Source organism: Brevundimonas diminuta 3F5N (genome assembly GCF_900163625.1).
GTDB classification, from domain to species: domain Bacteria; phylum Pseudomonadota; class Alphaproteobacteria; order Caulobacterales; family Caulobacteraceae; genus Brevundimonas; species Brevundimonas diminuta_A.
Genome location: NZ_FUIE01000010.1, coordinates 57,535 through 74,425, shown reverse-complemented (window position 1 = coordinate 74,425; position 16,891 = coordinate 57,535). Strand labels below are relative to the sequence as shown.

Below are 16,891 nucleotides of genomic sequence, written 5' to 3'. Positions count from 1 at the left end.
CCCCCTCATCCGAGCGGCTCCGCCGCCCACCTTCTCCCCCGAGGGGAGAAGGGGAAAGACGCACCGTCAACTCGGGATCGTCGGCCAGCACGGTCTCGACCCCGACCAGGATGGCGTCATGCGCCGCGCGCAGGCGGTGGCCTTGCTGGCGCGCCTGCGGCCCGGTGATCCACTGGCTTTCGCCCGTGGCCGTGGCGATGCGGCCGTCCAGCGAGGTCGCCAGCTTCAGGGTGACGCGCGGGCGCATCAGTCCTGGCCGGACTTGGTCTCGTCGAAACCCTCGTCGCCGAGGAATTTGGCGAAATCGCTGGTGTGGCGGAAGTCCTTATAAACCGAGGCGTAGCGGACGTAGGCGACCTCATCGACCGACTTCAGCGCCTTCATGATGAAGTCGCCGACAATGCTCGACGGAATCTCCGTCTCGCCCAGGCTTTCCAGCTGGCGCACGATGCGGCTGACCAGCAGCTCGACCTGATCGGGCTGGACCGGACGTTTCCTCAAGGCGATGCCCAGCGAGCGTTCCAGCTTGTCGCGGTCGAAGGGAGTGCGGCGGCCGTTCCGTTTCAGGATGACCAGTTCGCGCAGCTGCACCCGCTCGAAGGTGGTGAAGCGCCCGTTGCATTGCGGACAGGACCGACGGCGACGGATGGCCGCGCCGTCATCAGACGGGCGGCTGTCCTTCACCTGAGTATCGGCGTTTCCACAGAACGGGCACTTCATCCGATGGGCCTCTTAGCGATAGATCGGGAAGCGCGCGGTCAGTTCGCGCACCTGAGCGGCGACGCCCGCGACGACGGCCGGATCGGCTTCATCGCCGCCGTTCATCGACGAGACGACGTCGGCGATCCAGTGACCGATCTGCTTGAACTCTTCCTCGCCGAAGCCGCGCGTGGTGCCGGCCGGGGTGCCCAGACGGACGCCCGAGGTGACGGTGAAGGGCGCGGTGTCGAAGGGCACGCCGTTCTTGTTGCAGGTCATCAGGGCCTTCTCGAGCTCATGCTCGGTGGCCTTGCCGGTCACGCCCTTAGGACGCAGGTCGACCAGCATCAGGTGGCTGTCGGTGCCGCCCGAGACGATGGCCAGGCCGCGTTCGATCAGGACGCCGGACAGGGCCTGGGCGTTCTTCACGACCTGCTGGGCGTAGAGCTTGAACTCAGGCTTCAGCGCCTCGCCGAAGGCCACAGCCTTGGCCGCGATGACGTGCTCCAGCGGGCCGCCCTGCAGGCCGGGGAAGACGGCCGAGTTGATCTTCTTGCCCAGGTCCAGGTCGTTGGACAGGATCATGCCGCCGCGCGGACCGCGCAGGGTCTTGTGCGTCGTGGTGGTGACGACGTGGGCGTGCGGGATCGGGTCGGGGTAGACGCCGCCGGCGATCAGGCCCGCATAGTGAGCCATGTCGACCATCAGATAGGCGCCGACCGAATCCGCGATCTCACGGAAACGCTTGAAGTCGATGTGGCGCGAATAGGCCGAGGCGCCGGCCAGGATCAGCTTGGGCTTTTCCTTTTGAGCCATTTCGGCGACGTGATCATAATCAATGAGATGGTCGTCTTCGTTCACCTTGTAGGTGACGGGACGGAACCACTTGCCCGACTGGTTGGCGGGCGAGCCGTGGGTCAGGTGACCGCCGCAGGCCAGATCCATGCCCAGGAACGTATCGCCCGGCTGCAGCAGGGAGAAGAAGACCGCCTGGTTGGCCTGGGCGCCCGAGTGGGGCTGGACGTTGACGAAAGCGGCGCCGAACAGTTCCTTGGCGCGCTCGCGGGCCAGGTCTTCAGTGACGTCCACGAACTCGCAGCCGCCGTAGTAGCGACGCCCCGGATAGCCCTCGGCGTATTTGTTGGTCAGGACCGAGCCCTGCGCGTCCAGCACCGCCTGCGAGACGATGTTCTCGGAGGCGATCAGCTCGATCTGCTCCTTCTGGCGGCCCAGTTCGCCCTGAATGCCCTTGAAGATCGCCGGATCGGCGTCAGCGAGGCTCTTGGAGAAGTAGGAATCGTGCGTGAAGGCGGTCACAGGCGGCACCCCGAAGGCTGAAAGCGAAAACGGCGGAACCTATCTAGGCCGCGCCGCTGAACACCACAACATCTAGGGGCGCGCGAGCCCGCCGACTACGTCATCGCGGACGCTGACCGATCTCTCTCACCAGTTGTTGCGGCCGTCCACGCGCTCGACCTGGATCGTGGACAGGTCGAGGTCGAGCGCCATGCGCAGGTTGATCGCCGCGATCCGGGTGGTGGGGAGGTCGCCGGCCTGATGGCCTTCCTTCGGGGTCCCGTCCGAGTTGTAGACAGAGCCGAAATCCGGCGAGAAGCCATGCGTATTGCCGCCGCAGGTCGCACAGAAGTGATGATGATTCATGCCGTTGGGCGCATAGTCGCCCACCGGCCCCGTCGTAGTGATCGTCAGTTCTTCCGGACTGTAATAACCCCAGACCGCGCCGGTCCGGCAGCACCAGGTACAGTTACAGGATGCGGCCTGCCTGGGCAGGTCCGGGGCCTCGATCTTCACGGCTCCGCAATAGCAGGCGGCGGTCAGGGTCATGTGAGCTTCTCCGTCATACCGAAGGATAAGCCCCGACTGCTGTCAGAAAGCGACAGCAGCGATCATCTCTGGCTTAACGCTCGCTTCAGCTTGGCCAGAGCGACCCGTTCAACGGACTTCGGCTCATTGTCCGGCCCCATGGCGCTGACCTCGCGCCCGGTGGCCACGTGGACGGCTGAGCATTTCACATAAGGGCCGTTGCGGACGAACTCGACGATGACTTCGCCGAGCTCAGCGTCGATCGTCATGCGGCGACCGGTTGACGCGCCACGTTGCAATGGGACCAGAGCTTGTCCATCGCCACGACCAGCTTGTCGATCATCGCGTCGTCATGATCGGGCGAGGGCGTGAAGCGCAGGCGCTCGGTTCCCTTGGGCACGGTCGGATAGTTGATCGGCTGGACGTAGATGCCGTGCTCTTCCAACAGCATGTCCGAGATCAGCTTGCAGTGCACCGGATTGCCGACGTGAACCGGCACGATGTGGCTGACGCTGGGCAGGACGGGAATGCCCGCCTCGGTCAGGCGGCGCTTCAGGGTGGCGGCGCGCTCCTGATGGGCGTCGCGCAGTTCCGGGTGCGCCTTCAAGTGGCGGACCGAGGCCAGGGCGCCGGCGGTCAGCGCGGGCGGCAGGCTGGTGGTGAAGATAAAGCCCGAAGCCCAGCTGCGCACCGCGTCCACGATCACCGCGTCGGCGGCGATGTAGCCGCCCATGACGCCGATGGCCTTGCCCAGGGTGCATTCGACGATGTCGATGCCGTCCAGCACGCCGTCACGCTCGGCCACGCCCGCGCCGGTCGCGCCGTACAGGCCCACGGCGTGAACTTCGTCCAGATAGGTCAGGGCGCCATATTTCTTCGCCAGGGCGATGGTGCCGGCGATGTCGGCGATGTCGCCATCCATCGAATAGACGCTCTCGAAGGCGACCAGCTTGGGCGCATCTGCAGGCGCGGCGGCCAGCAGTTCCTCGAGGTGTTCCAGGTCGTTGTGGCGGAAGATGTGACGCTCGCCGCCGCCGTTGCGGATGCCCGCGATCATGGAGGCGTGGTTCAGCGCGTCCGAGAAAGTGATCAGGCCCGGCAGGATCTTCTGCAGGGTCGACAGCGTCGCCTCATTGGCCACGTAGCCCGAGGTGAACAGCAGCGCCGCTTCCTTCTGGTGCCAGCTGGCCAGCTCGGCTTCCAGATCCACGGCCGAGCGCGTGGTGCCCGAAATGTTGCGCGTGCCCCCTGCTCCGGCGCCGGTCTTCTCGACCTCGGCCTGCATGGCGTCGATCACCGCCGGATGCTGACCCATGCCCAGATAGTCGTTGGAGCACCAGACGACGACGTCCTGCTGCGTGCCGTCCTCACGACGCCGCATCGCCCGAGGAAACTGGCCGCGCACCCGCTTCAGATCGGCGAAGACGCGATAGCGCCCCTCGCTGCGGACCTGCTCCACAGAGTTCTGAAAGGCGGACTTATAGTCGAACAAGGCGGCGCTTCTTTCGCTTATGCAGCTTTCGCGGCCTAATTGCGCGCGCCGCCCGGTCTTGTCCATGTCAGGAGCCGGACAAAACGTCCCAACCCCTTAATTGATAACGATTCTCAGACCTCATTCATGTGCAACGGCCACGCTTTGTCCAGCCGTGCATAAGGCGTAGTCTAGGGGCATGAACAGACGACACATGATCCAGACGGGACTGGCGGCGCTCGGGGCCGGAACAACAGGTTGCGCAGCGCCGACGTCGCCCCTGCCCCATCGTGCAGGCTATGAAATGCCTATGGAAAGCGCGCAGCACGAACGCACCCTGATGCAGTGGCCCGTCAGCGTGGATGTCTATGGCGCGCGCGACCTGGCCGCCGTGCAGGCGAACATTCTCGCTATCGCCAATGCAATCGGCGAGCACGAACCTGTGGCCATGATGGCGGCGCCTGACGCGCGAGGCCTGGATCGCGCGAAGTTCAGCAGTGCGGTCGAATTCTGGGACATTCCGACCGACGACCTGTGGTGCCGGGACAGCGGACCGACCTTCGTCAAGGGCGTCGACGGTCAGATGGCCGTCGCTCACATTCGCTTCAACGGCTGGGGGAACAAGCAGCGCCACCGCAATGACGGCTTGATCGCCGAGCGCGTGGCGGCGCGCCTGGGTCTACCGCTGATCGACAGCGGCGTGATCGGGGAACAGGGCGGTCTGGAGCATGACGGCGCCGGGACCATGCTGGCCCACGCCAGTTGCTGGGTGAACGACAACCGCAACCCTGGCCTGAGCGCGGATGAAATCGCGGATCGGCTGGGCGCCGCTGTCGGCGCCACAAAGATGATCTGGGCGCCGGGCATCAAGGGCGAGGACATCACCGACTATCATATCGACGCCCTGGCGCGGTTCACGGCGCCGGGACAGGTGCTGATCCAGATCGACGACGAGATGGACCCCGACGATCCCTGGTCGGCCGCCGCCCACGAGACGCTGGAGATCATCCAGCAGGCCACGGACGCCCGGGGTCGCCCCCTGGAGATCGTGCGCCTGCCTGAACCGATCGACATTCGCGGAACGTCGGACGACTTCGTGTCCAGCTACGTCAACTACTACGTCTGCAATGGAGCGGTGATCGCTGCGCAGTTTGGCGATCAGGCCGCGGACGACGAGGCGCGCGAAATTCTGGCCTCGCTCTATCCGGGACGCCGGATCGTCCAACTGAACATCGACGCACTGGGCGCATCGGGCGGCGGCATCCACTGCGCGACACAGCAGCAGCCGGCCTAGATGATCAGGGCGGCGATCAGTCCCGCCAGTCCGACGGCCATCGAGGCGATGTAGAGTCGATAGGTCGTGTGATAGCGACGGCCGACGCCTTCCCGCACCCGATTGTCGAGCAAGCGAGCCAGGGTGACGACCATCAGCGAAATGCTGACCAGGATGGTGACGGCGACCAGCCAGTCCACCGCATCCTGAAGCACCCGCCCCTCCTGCTCGCTGACCGCCCAGTTAGCCATGAAGGCCAGGAGGAAGCCCATGATGATGCCGATGGACGTCACCATCGGCTGGCGATAGCCGGCGACATCATCGTGGTAGAGGGGCGGCTCTTCGGTCATTGCGCCAGCGTATCGATGCGGCCGCGCAACATCTGGACCATGGCGGAGAAGTCCTTGCCGCCGTAGCCGAGGCCGTTGAACAGGGCGTAGAGGGCCTCGGCCTGGGCGCCAAGCGGGGTCGTAGCGCCCGCCTTGGCGGCGGCGTCCTGGGCCAGCTTCAGATCCTTCAGCATCATGGCGGTGGCGAAGCCGCCTTCGTATTCGCGGTTCGACGGCGCGGTCGGCACCGGGCCGGGCCAGGGGTAGTAGTTGCTGACGCTCCAGCACTGGCCCGAGGACTTGGACGCGATCTCGAAGAAGCGTTCCGGCTCCAGACCCAGCTTCTCGGCCAGGGCGATGGCCTCGCACGTGCCGATCATCGAAATGCCCAGCAGCATGTTGTTGCAGATTTTGGCGGCCTGCCCGGCGCCGTGATCGCCCGCGCGGATGGTGATGCGGCTCATCGGGTCCAGCGCCGGTTCGACGCGGGCGAAGTCGGCTTCGTCGCAGCCGACCATGAAGGCCAGGGTGCCGGCGTCGGCGGCCGCCGTGCCGCCTGAAACCGGGGCGTCGGCGAAGGCGTAGCCCGCTTCCTTGGCCAGACCGGCGACCTTGCGCGCCGTCTCGACGTCGATGGTCGAGCAGTCCAGCAGCAGGGCGCTGGCCGGAGCCACGCCGACGATCTGGTCGGAATAGACGCTGAGCACATGCGGCCCGGCGGGCAGCATGGTGATGACCACCTCGGCGTCCTTCACGGCCTCGGCGACCGAGGCGACGGTGCGGCACCCAGCCTCGGCGGCGCGTTCCAGCGCGGCGGGCGACAGGTCGAAGGCGGCCACGTCATGCCCGGCCTTGGCCTGATTGGCGGCCATGCCGCCGCCCATGTTGCCGAGACCGATGAAGGCGATGCGAGTCATCTGTGCGTTTCCCTTATGGATTTTGGCCGAGGGTTAGCGCCGCCCGTCCCGCTTCGCCAGTCACCAATTTGAGACGAGACGCCTCAGTTCGGCTTGCGGAAGCGATAGACGAACTGATCGGTCTTGCCGCGGATCGCCTCGTCGAAGACGTTCAGGCTGTGGTCGTCGGCCGTGTTGGCGACGGCCGTGCTTTCACCGTCGAAGACGAAACCGGCGGCCTCGACCTCCTTGCGGAGTTGGGCGCCCTCGATGCGGTGCAGGCTTTCGACCACGGTGTTGGCGGCGCCCGGCGCGGCCTGATGGTCGATGACGACATAGAGACCGCCAGGCTTCAGCGCCTTGAAGATGTCGGCGTTCATCTTGGCCACGTCCACGCCGAAACGGGGGATGTGGAAGTCGTGATATTCCTGGCTCATGAAGACCAGATCCAGCGGCTGGTCGAAGCTCATGGCGTCCAGATCGCCGTTGACGCGGCTGACGTTGGGATAGGCGGCCACCAGGGCGTCGGCGCGCGGATTCTCGCGCTCGGCCGTACGGTTCGGGACGAAGGCGTAGACGTGACCGCTCTCGCCCACGACGCGCGCGAACAGGCGGCTGAAGTAACCCGCGCCGGGACGGATGTCGGCGATGCGCTGACCCGGCTTCACCTGGGCGAAGGCCAGCATCTCGGCCGGATGACGCAAGGGATCGCGGGCGACCTCGTCGGCCGGACGCAGGGTGTCGGCGACAGCGGCCCGATAGGCCGGCGCGGCCGCATCCTGGGCCAAGGCGGGCGATCCGCCGAGAAGAACAGCAGCGACAGCGGCGGCGGCGAGCAGATGCGGCTTCATGGCGACTTCCTGATCTTGCGGCTCCGTTCGGGGCCTTCGGACGGCATAAGGCGCGCGGATGAGGCGGCTGGCAAGCCGCCCCGGATCACATTCACCCGGCGGACATGGAGGCCGGGGCCTGCTTCTCCTTCAGCGTGACCAGTTCCTCAGCCATGGTGGGGTGGACGGCGCAGGTGGCGTCCCACTGAGCCTTGGTCAGGCCCGCCTTCACGGCGATGGCGGCCAACTGGATCATCTCGGGACTGTCCGGGCCGACGATATGGCAGCCGACCACGCGCTGGCTCTCTGCATCCACCACCAGCTTCATCAGCACCCGCTCGTCCGAGCCCGTGAAGGCGTATTTCATCGGGCGGAAGCGGGTGACGTAGACGTCCACCTCACCCGGACAGGCGTGGCGGGCCTCGGCCTCGGTCAGACCGACGGTGCCGACCGGCGGCTGGGTGAAGACCGCCGTGGCGACGGCTTCATAGTCGAAGCTTTGCGGGTTGTTCCTATAGACCGTTTCATGGAAGGCCACGGCCTCGCGGATGGCGACAGGGGTCAGGTTCATGCGATCAGTGACGTCGCCGATGGCCCAGATGTTGTCGGCCGTGGTCTTGGAGTGCTGATCGACCTTGATCGCGCCGTCGTCGTTCAGCTCGACCCCGGCCGTTTCGAGGCCCAACCCATTGACGTGGGGCGCTCGGCCGGTGGCGAACATGACCACGTCGGTCTCGATCTTCATGCCGTTTTCGAGATGGTTGACCAGGCCGGTGTCGGTCTTCTCGATCGAGGAATGCTGGCAACCCAGGATGACCTTGACGCCACGCTTCTCGATCTCGCCCGCCAGGTGGGCGCGCACATCGTCGTCGAAGCCGCGCAGGATGTTGGGGCCGCGATAGATCAGGGTCGTCTCGACGCCCAGACCGGCGAAGATGCCGGCAAACTCGACCGCGATATAGCCGCCGCCCGCGATCAGGATGCGTTTGGGCAATTCAGGCAGGTGGAAGGCCTCTTCCGAGGTGATGGCGTGTTCGATGCCCGTCAGACCTTCCGGCTTCCACGGGCGACCGCCGGTGGCGATCAGGATCTTCTCGGCGCTGATGGTCTGAGCCTTGCCCCCCTCCTTGGCGAGAATCTCGACGGTGTGGGCGTCTTTGAGGATGGCGCGGCCGTGGACTAGATCAACGCCCGCCTTGGCCAGGTTGGCGGCGTAGATGCCCGACAAGCGGGCGATCTCGACATCCTTGGCGTGTCGGAAGGTCGGCCAGTCGAACTTCGCATTGTCGAAGGACCAGCCATAGCCCTCGGCGATCTCAAGCGCGTGACTGACCTCGGAGGCCATGACCATGAACTTCTTGGGCACGCAGCCGCGCACGACACAGGTGCCGCCGACACGGTATTCCTCGGCGACAGCGACCTTCTTGCCGCCCAGCGCCGTCAGCCGCGCCGCCCGAACCCCGCCTGAACCGGCGCCGATGACAAAGAGGTCGTAGTCGTACTGGGTCATCGAGGGCTCCGGCAGGATCAGACTCAAAAATAGAGTCCAATTCGTCTGAATGGTCTGAAATCCGCGCGGCTGGGCAGCAGCGCTGACCCGACTTAGGCGCCGGGGCACGAGGGGGCAAGGCGATGCCCCCTCTCCGCTCATCCCGGCGAAGGCCGGGCCCCAGATGCAAACTCCGTCGTCAGCCTGTTGAAGCAGGCGGACAGCGTCCAAAATCTTGGAGGCGGCGCCCTACAATCTGGATCCCGGCCTTCGCCGGGATGAGCGGAGTTTGGGGGTGGATCAGGGCGCGAGCGTCTCGAACCCGTCATCCGTGCCGATGATGGCTAGGTCGGTCAGGTCGAGGAAGAGGCCGTGTTCGACCACGCCGGTCAAGCTTTTCAGGTCGGCGGCGAGGCGGGCCGGGTCCGCGATCAGCTTGCAGGCGGCGTCATAGATCAGGTTGCCGCCGTCGGTGCGGATGAGGCCGCGCTCGGCCTCGCGCACGCGGGCGGGCGAGGCGATGTCGTGGTCGGCCAGAACGTCGGCGATGCGGTTGGCGGTCGTCTTGTGGCCGAAGGCGACGACCTCGATCGGCAAGGGGAAGGTTCCCAGCGCCGGAACCACCTTGGCCGCGTCGGCGATGCAGATGCAGCGGGCGGACGCCTCCCACACCAGCTTCTCGCGCAGCAGGGCCGCGCCGCCGCCCTTGATGAGCGCCAGACCGGGGCCGATCTCGTCGGCGCCATCAACGGTCAGGTCGATCTTGGGCGTGTCTTCCAGCGTCGACAGGGTCAGGCCCAGTTCACGCGCCAGATCGGCGGTGCGCTCGGACGTCGGGACGCAGCGTAGGTCCGGCAGGTTGCGCGCGGCCAGCGCCTTGACGAACCAGGCGGCGGTGGAGCCAGTGCCGAGCCCGACCACCATGCCGGCCTCGACATGGGCGGCGGCGGCTTCGCCGGCGTGCTTCTTCTGCAGGTCGCTCATTGGGATTTCGCCGCCTTCTTCGCGCGCATGGTTTCCATGAAGCGGGCGGCCCAGCCCGTCTTGGTCGTCTGCTGACCGCGAGCCAGGGCCAGGTCGCCAGGCGCGACGTCCTTCGTCACCACCGAGCCGGAGCCGACCATGGCGCCCGCGCCGATGGTCACGGGGGCGACCAGCGAACTGTTCGAGCCGACGAAGGCGCCCGCACCCACCGTGGTGCGGTGTTTGAAGAAGCCGTCGTAGTTGCAGAAGATGGTCCCTGCGCCGATGTTGGCTTTCGCGCCGACATGGCCGTCGCCGAGGTAGGCCAGATGGTTGGCCTTGGCGCCCGCATCCATGCGGACGTTCTTGACCTCGACGAAGTTGCCGACCTTGACGCCCTCACCCAGATCCGCGCCAGGACGCAGGCGGGCGTAGGGGCCGATTTCGGCCTTCGTGGCGACCTTGGCGCCCTCGACATGACTGAAGCTGCGGATGCGCGCGCCCTCGGCCACGACCGCGCCGGGACCGAAGACCACGTAGGGTTCGATGGTCGTGCCCGCGCCGATGTCCGTATCCCAGGCGAAATGGACGGTGTCGGGGGCGCTCATGGTCACGCCCTGCGCCAGGAAATGCTCGCGCTGGGTCTTCTGGAACAGGGCCTCGGCCTGGGCCAGTTCGGACTGGGCGTTGACGCCCATGACCGAGTCCTCGGCGGCGAAGACGGCGCGGGTCGGAGCGCCGCGCCTGCGGGCCAGCTCGACCACATCGGTCAGATAGTATTCGCCCTTGGCGTTGTCGTTCGTGACCTCGGCCAACAGCTCAAACAGCAGGCCGACCGGAGCGGCCATGACGCCCGAGTTGCAGGCGGTGATCGCCAGCACGTCCGCTGACGCCTCCTTGGCCTCGGTGATGGCCAGCAGGGCGTCGCCGTCGAGGATCAGGCGGCCGTAGGCGCCGGGATCGCGGGCCTCGAAGCCGATGACGGTGACGCCTTCATGGGCGGCGAACACCGGCTCGATGTCGGCGGCCTTCAGCAGGGGCACATCGCCGTAGGTGACGACCACCTGACCGATGAAGTCGCCCAGCACGGCCTCGGCGGCGCGCACGGCGTGGCCGGTGCCCAGCGGCGGATCCTGAACAGCGATGCTGTCGGCGCCGAGACGTTTCTCGACATGGGCGCGGACTTCCGGCGAGTGCGAGCCGACCACGACGACGATGCGCTCGCAGCCCAGGGCCTCGGCCGCGTCGATGGCATGATCCAGCATGGCGCGCGCGCCGACCGGGTGCAGCACCTTGGGCAGGGGCGACTTCATGCGCGTGCCCTGACCGGCGGCGAGGATGATGGCGGCGCGAGGGTGAGGTGCGGTCATGAATCGATCCGGCGGCTTGTCGTTGCCTGCGATCTAGCCCATTGCCGGGGTCTTCGCGAGCCGGGAGACAGATGAGTGAGCATTGAGCGCGACCTGGAAGGCTGGACCATCGCCTTCGACCTGGACGGGACTCTGGTGGATTCGGCTCCCGATTTGATCGGCACGCTGAACCGGATGCTGGCGGAGTATGAGTTGCCGCCCGTGCCCCTGTCCTCGACCCAGCATCTGGTCGGCCACGGCGCCATGGCCATGCTGCGTCACGGCTTCATGGAAGCGGGAGCCGTCTGGGACGAGGCCCACGCCCCCGGCCTGTTCGAGCGCTTCATCGAGGTTTATCTGGCTCACATCGCCGATGAGAGCCGCCCGTTCGACGGCTGCGTCGCGGCGCTGGATCGGCTGAGCGCGCGCGGGGCGATCCTGTGCGTGGCGACCAACAAGCGCACGGACCTGTCGGTGGCGCTGATCGAGGCGCTGAACCTGACGCGCCACTTCGCCTTCGTCGCCGGACCGGATGCGGTTTCGGCCCGCAAGCCCAGCGGCGCCCACATCATCGAGGCCGTGCGCAAGGCGGGCGGCGATCCGGCGCGCTGCGTCATGGTCGGCGACAGCACGACGGACACCAAGGCGGCCAAGGACGCAGGCGTGCCCTGCATCGCCGTCAGCTTCGGCTACAACGACGTGCCGCACGCAGAACTGGGCGGCGACGTGATGATCGACCACTATGACAGGTTCGAGGACGCACTGGCCGAGGTGATGCGGGGATAATACCCCAATTCCGCTCATCCCGGCGAAGGCAAGCCGCAGGAAAGCTAAAGGCGACATTAGAACTTCTAACCCTCAACCGCCCTTGCTGCTGTTGCCGTTTTCGCGCCTGCAAAACACATAGGTCGACCCGTTTCTCCTCCCAGGGTCGTCATGTTCCGTCGCTTCTTCGCTATTCCCCTGTGGCAACGCACCGCCGCCGGGTTCGCCCTGGGCATCATCGCCGGACTGATCCTGCGTGAGCAGGCGCCAGTCTGGCTGCAGCCGATCGGCGACGTCTATCTGAACCTGATCCGCATGGTGGTGGCGCCGCTGGTGCTGTTCACCATCGCCAGTTCGATCGCCAAGCTGGGCGAAGGGGTCGGCGCGGTGCGGCTGGGGGTGCGGACCATCGTCTGGTTCGCCGTCACCTCCCTGCTGGCCGTGCTGGTCGGCTTCGCCTTCGGCCACATCATCAATCCGGGCGTCGGCCTGTCAAACCTGCCGCTGGGCGAGGTGAAGGCGCGCGAGATTCCGACGCCGTTGCAGGTGCTTCTGAGCGTCGTGCCGACCAACCCCTTCGCCGCCCTAGCCGAGGGCAAGGTGCTGCAGATCATCTTCTTCTCGGCGCTGGTAGGCGCGGCCCTGGTGGCGCTGGGCGACCGGGCGCAGAACGCGCGCCGACTGGTGGATGAAGGCGCGGCCCTGATCTTCCGCATCACCCGCTGGGTGATCCAGCTGACGCCCTTCGGCGTGTTCGGCCTGATCGGCTCGGTCGTCGGCGGCTATGGCTGGGAGGCGCTGCTGCCCCTGGGCAAGTTCATCTTCGCCATCTATGCGGCCTGCCTGTTCCACATCTTCGTCGTCTATTCCGGCCTGCTGAAACTGCACGGGCTGAAGGTGGTCAGCTTCTTCCGGGGCGCGGGCGCAGCGATGCAGACGGCCTTCGCCACCTCGTCGTCGCTGGGCACCCTGCCCGTCACCCTGCGCCAGACGGTCGAGCGACTGGGCGTGCCGCAGGCCTACGCCGCCTTCGCCGTGCCGCTGGGCGCCAATGTGAAGATGGACGGGTGCGGCGCCATCTATCCGGCCATCGCCTCGATCTTCATCGCCCAGTATTTCCAGATCGACCTGACGGTGACGCAATACATCCTGATCGGCCTGACGGCGGTGCTGGGGTCGCTGGGCACGGCGGGCGTGCCGGGGACCAGCATCGTCATGCTGACCTTGACCCTGTCGACGGCGGGCCTGCCGCTGGAAGGCGTCGGCTACATCATCGCCATCGACCGCATCATCGACATGATGCGCACGGCCACCAACGTCACCGGCCAGATGGTCGTGCCGGTCCTGGTCGCCAAGGAGGAAGGCATCCTGAACGAGGACATCTACAACGGCCACGTCGCCTGGCTGCCGGGCGATCCGGACAGCGAAACGCCGGAAGGCGCGCGGGCGGCGGGAATCTGAGCAAGCGACGCTGCTATTTGATGAATTGAGGCTTGCCGTCGTCGGAAACGCGGGCTATGTCCCCGCCTCCCGACGGCGCAGTCACTGACCGCCCCGTTCCCAGGCGGACGCGTAGCTCAGCGGGAGAGCACCTCGTTCACACCGAGGGGGTCACAGGTTCAATCCCTGTCGCGTCCACCATTCTCTTTCCTGTATTTTGACGTTGATGACTGCGCGCCAGGCATACGTCTTGGCCTGATCGGCTCACGTGAACCTGGTCAGTCTCGCTCACGCAGATAGAGATACAGCGGCAGGGAAAGCGAGAGACCGACCAGGAAACTCGCCGGAAGCACCAGCCACCAACGCCTCACATTGTTCCTGGACGCGTCTCGCCACGACCAGACCAAGAAGACCGCTATCGAGATGAGAACGTCCGCGGAGAACCCGCCAGCGGCGCCGTTCGCAAACAGCGACTTCAAGAACAATGGAACATCCGGCCCGTTCTCGAAGAAGAATGAGCCGAAGAGCAGCCAAGGGACGATGGCGCCGACCACCGCCATGGCCAGGTAGAAGTGTCTGACGGTCACACCGCGCTCCCTTGAAGCCAGAAGCGTCACCTTAGGCGTCGAACGGCCTTTCGAACCAGTCTCCATGCGGCGAGAAGCCTAGTATTTCCGACAAGATGACGCCGCGCCGCGTCAGATGATTACATGGCGTCGCCTCAGGGTGAGAGGCAGAAGTCCCAGGCCCGGCGATCCCAACCGCTATACAGCGTTCGTCGGGCCTGTCGCCCCCACGCCACGCCGCTTTCGCCGTCAACTACGGCAGATTCGGGCAAAAATTTGGCGCATATGCGGCGCTGAAATGGAACCCAATTCTTAACAAACGGTTAACGCCATTGTCGACGGCGTCGGGGGTCATGCGATCTCCCCTGTCACGCGAATACAGTAAGCAAGTAGCGTTGTTCAAGAAATTGTAAACAACCAGCAAGGCTGAAGGCGATGACAAACGATCGCTTTTCTTATGCGCCGAAGCACGACGCCAAAACCGCCAAGCGGATCGCCGTATCCGGCGGCGCAGGCTTCCTGGGTTCACACCTGTGCGGGCGGCTGGTCGACGCGGGTCATCATGTGACGTGCATCGACAATTTTCATACGGGCCGGCACGCCAACGTCGCGCATCTGATGAGTTCGGATCGCTTCCATCTGGTGGCGCAGGACATCAATGAGCCGCTGGACGACGCGCTTGGCCGGTTCGATCAGATCTACAATCTGGCCTGCCCCGCCTCCCCGGTTCATTACCAGTATGACCGGGTGAAGACGGCCACGACCTGCGCGCTCGGCACGCTGAACCTGCTGAAGCGAGCGGCGGCGGACGGCGCGCGGTTCTTTCAGGCCTCGACCTCGGAAATCTATGGCGACCCGGAAATCCACCCGCAGGTGGAGAGCTATCGCGGCAACGTCAACACGGTCGGCCCCCGCTCCTGCTACGATGAAGGCAAGCGGTTCGCCGAGACCCTGGTGACCGACTTCGGCCAGCAGCACGGCCTGACCACGCGGATCGTGCGTATCTTCAACACCTATGGGCCGCGGATGCATCCCGACGACGGACGGGTGGTGTCGAACTTCATCGTTCAGGCCCTGGAGGGCAACGACATCACCATCTACGGCTCGGGCGAACAGACGCGCTCCTTCTGCTTTGTCGACGATCTGATCGAAGGCTTCATCCGTCTGATGGACACGGACGAGGAGATCGACGGGCCGGTCAACATCGGCAACCCGAGCGAGATCACGGTCAATGAACTGGCCCAGCGGGTCATCGCCCTGTCCGGCTCACGCTCGCGGCTGGTCTATCATCCGCTGCCGATCGACGATCCGCGCCGTCGGAAGCCCGACATCTCCAGAGCGCTGACCCATCTGCAGTGGTCGCCCCAGGTGCCGCTGCAGGACGGACTGGAGCAAACCATCGCCTATTTCACCGCCGAACTTCGAGGCGAAAGCGTCGTCCCGCGCGGCGCCACCGCGTCGTGAAACGACGGGCAGACGGAACACCACAGGACAGAGCAACCACCACCGACTTATTGGGCAAATAACTGGGCGAGCGGCGTGATGAACACTCAAGATCCAAACTGGGCGACCCTGCTGGTCTGGTTGTTCGCTCTTTCCCAGATCCTGTATCTCGGCAGCTTCCTGCTGGAGATGTATTTCCGTTCGCTGCGCGTCGAGCGCGTGGACATGAACGAGCCTCTTCCGGCCAGCGAGGCGGACCATCCCTTCATCGTCCTGCTCTACCCCGTGCTGCGGGAGTTGGAGAGCACCATGGAGACGACCTTCACGGCGCTGGCCAAGCTGGACTATCCCGCCAGCCGCTATCGCGTCCTAGCCATTCCAAACAGCAACGACGCCGAGACCATCGCCAGCCTGCAACGGCTGAGCCGGGCCTTTCCCTTTGTCGAGATCCTGGCGGTGCCGCCGACCAGCGACGCCAGCTGGGACATGGTGTGGAACGCCTGGGACCGGAATCCGAAAGCCTACTGGTGGCACAACGGCAAGCGGGCCGGGGTCAAGGATCTGCCGCCCAAGAAGACACGTCAGCTGATCTACGCCACCTATCACGTGGCCGAGACCTATAAGGACAAGAGCGGGCTGACGATCGACTATATCGACGCCGACAGCTGCCCCCCGGCGGATCACTTCAAGGCCGCGGCTATCGGCCTGCGCCGGTTCGACGTGCTGCAGGCGCGTAATGTGGCGGGTAATCTGAACGCCAGCCTGGCCGCCGCCTTCCACGCCTTCGACCACATGACCTGGGACGGCGCCAAATACGGCCATCTGTCCGATCCGAAGCAACCTTACTGGGTGCTGGGCAAAGGCCTGTTCTTCAAGGTCGACGACCTGATCGAACTGGGCAGCTTCCACCCCTGGATCGCCATCGAAGACCCCGAGGTCGGCCAGCGGTTCTGGAAGAACGGCCGGACGCTGGGCATCATTGAAGGCTCCCTGATCGAAGAGGTGCCCGAGACCTTCCGCGAAGGGATCACGCAGAGGAAGCGCTGGGTCGCCGGCTTCTTCCAGAGCCTGACGACGCCGCTGAAGGAGATGGACTTCAGCTTCGGCGAGCGGGTCCGCGTGTGGATGAACTTCCTGCCCTGCATGTCCATGTGGGTGAACACCCTGGGCATCCCCCTGGGTGTCTGGGCGGCCTGGCGCTTCTTCCAGGGCGCGGACTTCCTGCCGCTGTGGCTGGTGATCCTGTCGATCTTCAACATCGTCGCCTTCTCGATCCTGATGGTCGGCCTCTACATCAAGACGTGGCGGCGGACCGACCTGGTGCTGGATGGCGCAGGCGCGCGCCTCGGCTACATGCTGATGGTCAATCCCATCTTCATCATGGTCTGGTGGTGCGTCTGGATCATCCCGCTGACGCTGGGCTTCGTCATGTATCTGCGGGACAGCGGCCTGGCTTGGCAGAGAACCGAGAAGATCGACGCCAACAACACCCTCGTCCGCACCAAGCTGGATGAGTTCGGCGCCCTTCGTCACCACCAGCACTAAGCAGACGAT

18 protein-coding genes and 1 tRNA gene are annotated in these 16,891 nt (G+C 65.5%); 6 read left to right on the top strand and 13 right to left on the bottom strand.

Translation table 11 applies throughout. The annotated features are described in order from the left end of the window. From FM111_RS01290 to hemA, 6 genes are all read right to left on the bottom strand, one after another. The coding region (locus FM111_RS01290) for a RibD family protein (protein ID WP_143276016.1) at positions 1 to 247 on the bottom strand (247 nt) is incomplete at its 3' end. Then, a complete protein-coding gene (gene nrdR / locus FM111_RS01285; protein WP_024352817.1) occupies positions 247 to 720 on the bottom strand; it encodes a transcriptional regulator NrdR in 474 nt (157 codons plus the stop codon). The genes nrdR and FM111_RS01290, both read right to left, overlap by 1 nt. A 12-nt stretch (positions 721 to 732) precedes the next feature. Beyond that, entirely contained in the window at positions 733 to 2,016 is a 1,284-nt protein-coding gene (gene glyA, locus FM111_RS01280) for a serine hydroxymethyltransferase (protein WP_087138930.1), read from the bottom strand. A gap of 126 nt (positions 2,017 to 2,142) precedes the next feature. After that, positions 2,143 to 2,544 carry a GFA family protein gene (locus tag FM111_RS01275; RefSeq protein ID WP_087138923.1) on the bottom strand — a complete coding sequence of 134 codons (402 nt, stop codon included), beginning with the start codon at positions 2,542 to 2,544 and terminating at the stop codon, positions 2,143 to 2,145. A gap of 62 nt (positions 2,545 to 2,606) precedes the next feature. Next, positions 2,607 to 2,792 carry a DUF6898 family protein gene (locus FM111_RS01270; protein WP_087138922.1) on the bottom strand — a complete coding sequence of 62 codons (186 nt, stop codon included), beginning with the start codon at positions 2,790 to 2,792 and terminating at the stop codon, positions 2,607 to 2,609. After that, positions 2,789 to 4,015: a 5-aminolevulinate synthase gene (gene hemA / locus FM111_RS01265; protein WP_087138921.1), complete on the bottom strand. Its 1,227-nt coding sequence runs from the start codon at positions 4,013 to 4,015 to the stop codon at positions 2,789 to 2,791. Before hemA ends, FM111_RS01270 begins: the two co-directional genes overlap by 4 nt. 178 nt (positions 4,016 to 4,193) lie before the next feature. Here hemA and FM111_RS01260 point away from each other — a divergent pair, with 178 nt between their 5' ends. Further along, positions 4,194 to 5,288, top strand: a complete 1,095-nt coding sequence (locus tag FM111_RS01260; RefSeq protein WP_087138920.1) for an agmatine deiminase family protein — start codon at positions 4,194 to 4,196, stop codon at positions 5,286 to 5,288. On the opposite strand, the gene FM111_RS01255 is transcribed toward FM111_RS01260, so the two are convergent. The 6 genes from FM111_RS01255 to glmU all read right to left on the bottom strand — a co-directional run bounded on the left by FM111_RS01255 (position 5,285) and on the right by glmU (position 11,144). Then, positions 5,285 to 5,617: a hypothetical protein gene (locus FM111_RS01255; protein ID WP_087138919.1), complete on the bottom strand. Its 333-nt coding sequence runs from the start codon at positions 5,615 to 5,617 to the stop codon at positions 5,285 to 5,287. The genes FM111_RS01260 and FM111_RS01255 overlap by 4 nt on opposite strands. Then, positions 5,614 to 6,513, bottom strand: a complete 900-nt coding sequence (gene mmsB, locus FM111_RS01250) for a 3-hydroxyisobutyrate dehydrogenase (protein ID WP_087138918.1) — start codon at positions 6,511 to 6,513, stop codon at positions 5,614 to 5,616. Before mmsB ends, FM111_RS01255 begins: the two co-directional genes overlap by 4 nt. Before the next feature lie 83 nt (positions 6,514 to 6,596). Further along, the gene (locus FM111_RS01245) at positions 6,597 to 7,343 is read right to left on the bottom strand and encodes a class I SAM-dependent methyltransferase (protein WP_087138917.1); all 747 of its coding nucleotides are present in this window, start codon (positions 7,341 to 7,343) and stop codon (positions 6,597 to 6,599) included. A 91-nt stretch (positions 7,344 to 7,434) separates the two neighbouring features. Continuing rightward, complete coding sequence (gor, locus tag FM111_RS01240; protein ID WP_087138929.1) at positions 7,435 to 8,832, bottom strand: glutathione-disulfide reductase; 1,398 nt, start codon at positions 8,830 to 8,832, stop codon at positions 7,435 to 7,437. Between the two features lie 279 nt (positions 8,833 to 9,111). Then, positions 9,112 to 9,795, bottom strand: a complete 684-nt coding sequence (rpiA, locus tag FM111_RS01235) for a ribose-5-phosphate isomerase RpiA (RefSeq protein ID WP_087138916.1) — start codon at positions 9,793 to 9,795, stop codon at positions 9,112 to 9,114. Next, positions 9,792 to 11,144: a bifunctional UDP-N-acetylglucosamine diphosphorylase/glucosamine-1-phosphate N-acetyltransferase GlmU gene (glmU, locus tag FM111_RS01230; protein WP_087138915.1), complete on the bottom strand. Its 1,353-nt coding sequence runs from the start codon at positions 11,142 to 11,144 to the stop codon at positions 9,792 to 9,794. The genes rpiA and glmU overlap by 4 nt, the downstream gene beginning before the upstream one ends. Before the next feature lie 75 nt (positions 11,145 to 11,219). Here glmU and FM111_RS01225 point away from each other — a divergent pair, with 75 nt between their 5' ends. The 3 genes from FM111_RS01225 to FM111_RS01215 all read left to right on the top strand — a co-directional run bounded on the left by FM111_RS01225 (position 11,220) and on the right by FM111_RS01215 (position 13,529). Continuing rightward, positions 11,220 to 11,909, top strand: a complete 690-nt coding sequence (locus FM111_RS01225; RefSeq protein WP_087138914.1) for an HAD-IA family hydrolase — start codon at positions 11,220 to 11,222, stop codon at positions 11,907 to 11,909. A 150-nt stretch (positions 11,910 to 12,059) separates the two neighbouring features. Further along, positions 12,060 to 13,349 carry a dicarboxylate/amino acid:cation symporter gene (locus FM111_RS01220; RefSeq protein WP_087138913.1) on the top strand — a complete coding sequence of 430 codons (1,290 nt, stop codon included), beginning with the start codon at positions 12,060 to 12,062 and terminating at the stop codon, positions 13,347 to 13,349. A 105-nt stretch (positions 13,350 to 13,454) separates the two neighbouring features. After that, positions 13,455 to 13,529 (top strand) — tRNA-Val (locus tag FM111_RS01215). Positions 13,530 to 13,606: 77 nt separating this feature from the next. On the opposite strand, the gene FM111_RS01210 is transcribed toward FM111_RS01215, so the two are convergent. Continuing rightward, positions 13,607 to 13,915, bottom strand: a complete 309-nt coding sequence (locus tag FM111_RS01210; RefSeq protein WP_256968041.1) for a DUF2834 domain-containing protein — start codon at positions 13,913 to 13,915, stop codon at positions 13,607 to 13,609. A gap of 414 nt (positions 13,916 to 14,329) precedes the next feature. On the opposite strand from FM111_RS01210, the gene FM111_RS01205 reads away from it, so the two are divergent. After that, positions 14,330 to 15,358 carry a UDP-glucuronic acid decarboxylase family protein gene (locus FM111_RS01205; protein ID WP_087138911.1) on the top strand — a complete coding sequence of 343 codons (1,029 nt, stop codon included), beginning with the start codon at positions 14,330 to 14,332 and terminating at the stop codon, positions 15,356 to 15,358. Between the two features lie 78 nt (positions 15,359 to 15,436). Next, complete coding sequence (locus FM111_RS01200; protein ID WP_256968040.1) at positions 15,437 to 16,882, top strand: glycosyltransferase family 2 protein; 1,446 nt, start codon at positions 15,437 to 15,439, stop codon at positions 16,880 to 16,882. The last annotated feature ends 9 nt before the right edge of the window (positions 16,883 to 16,891 follow it).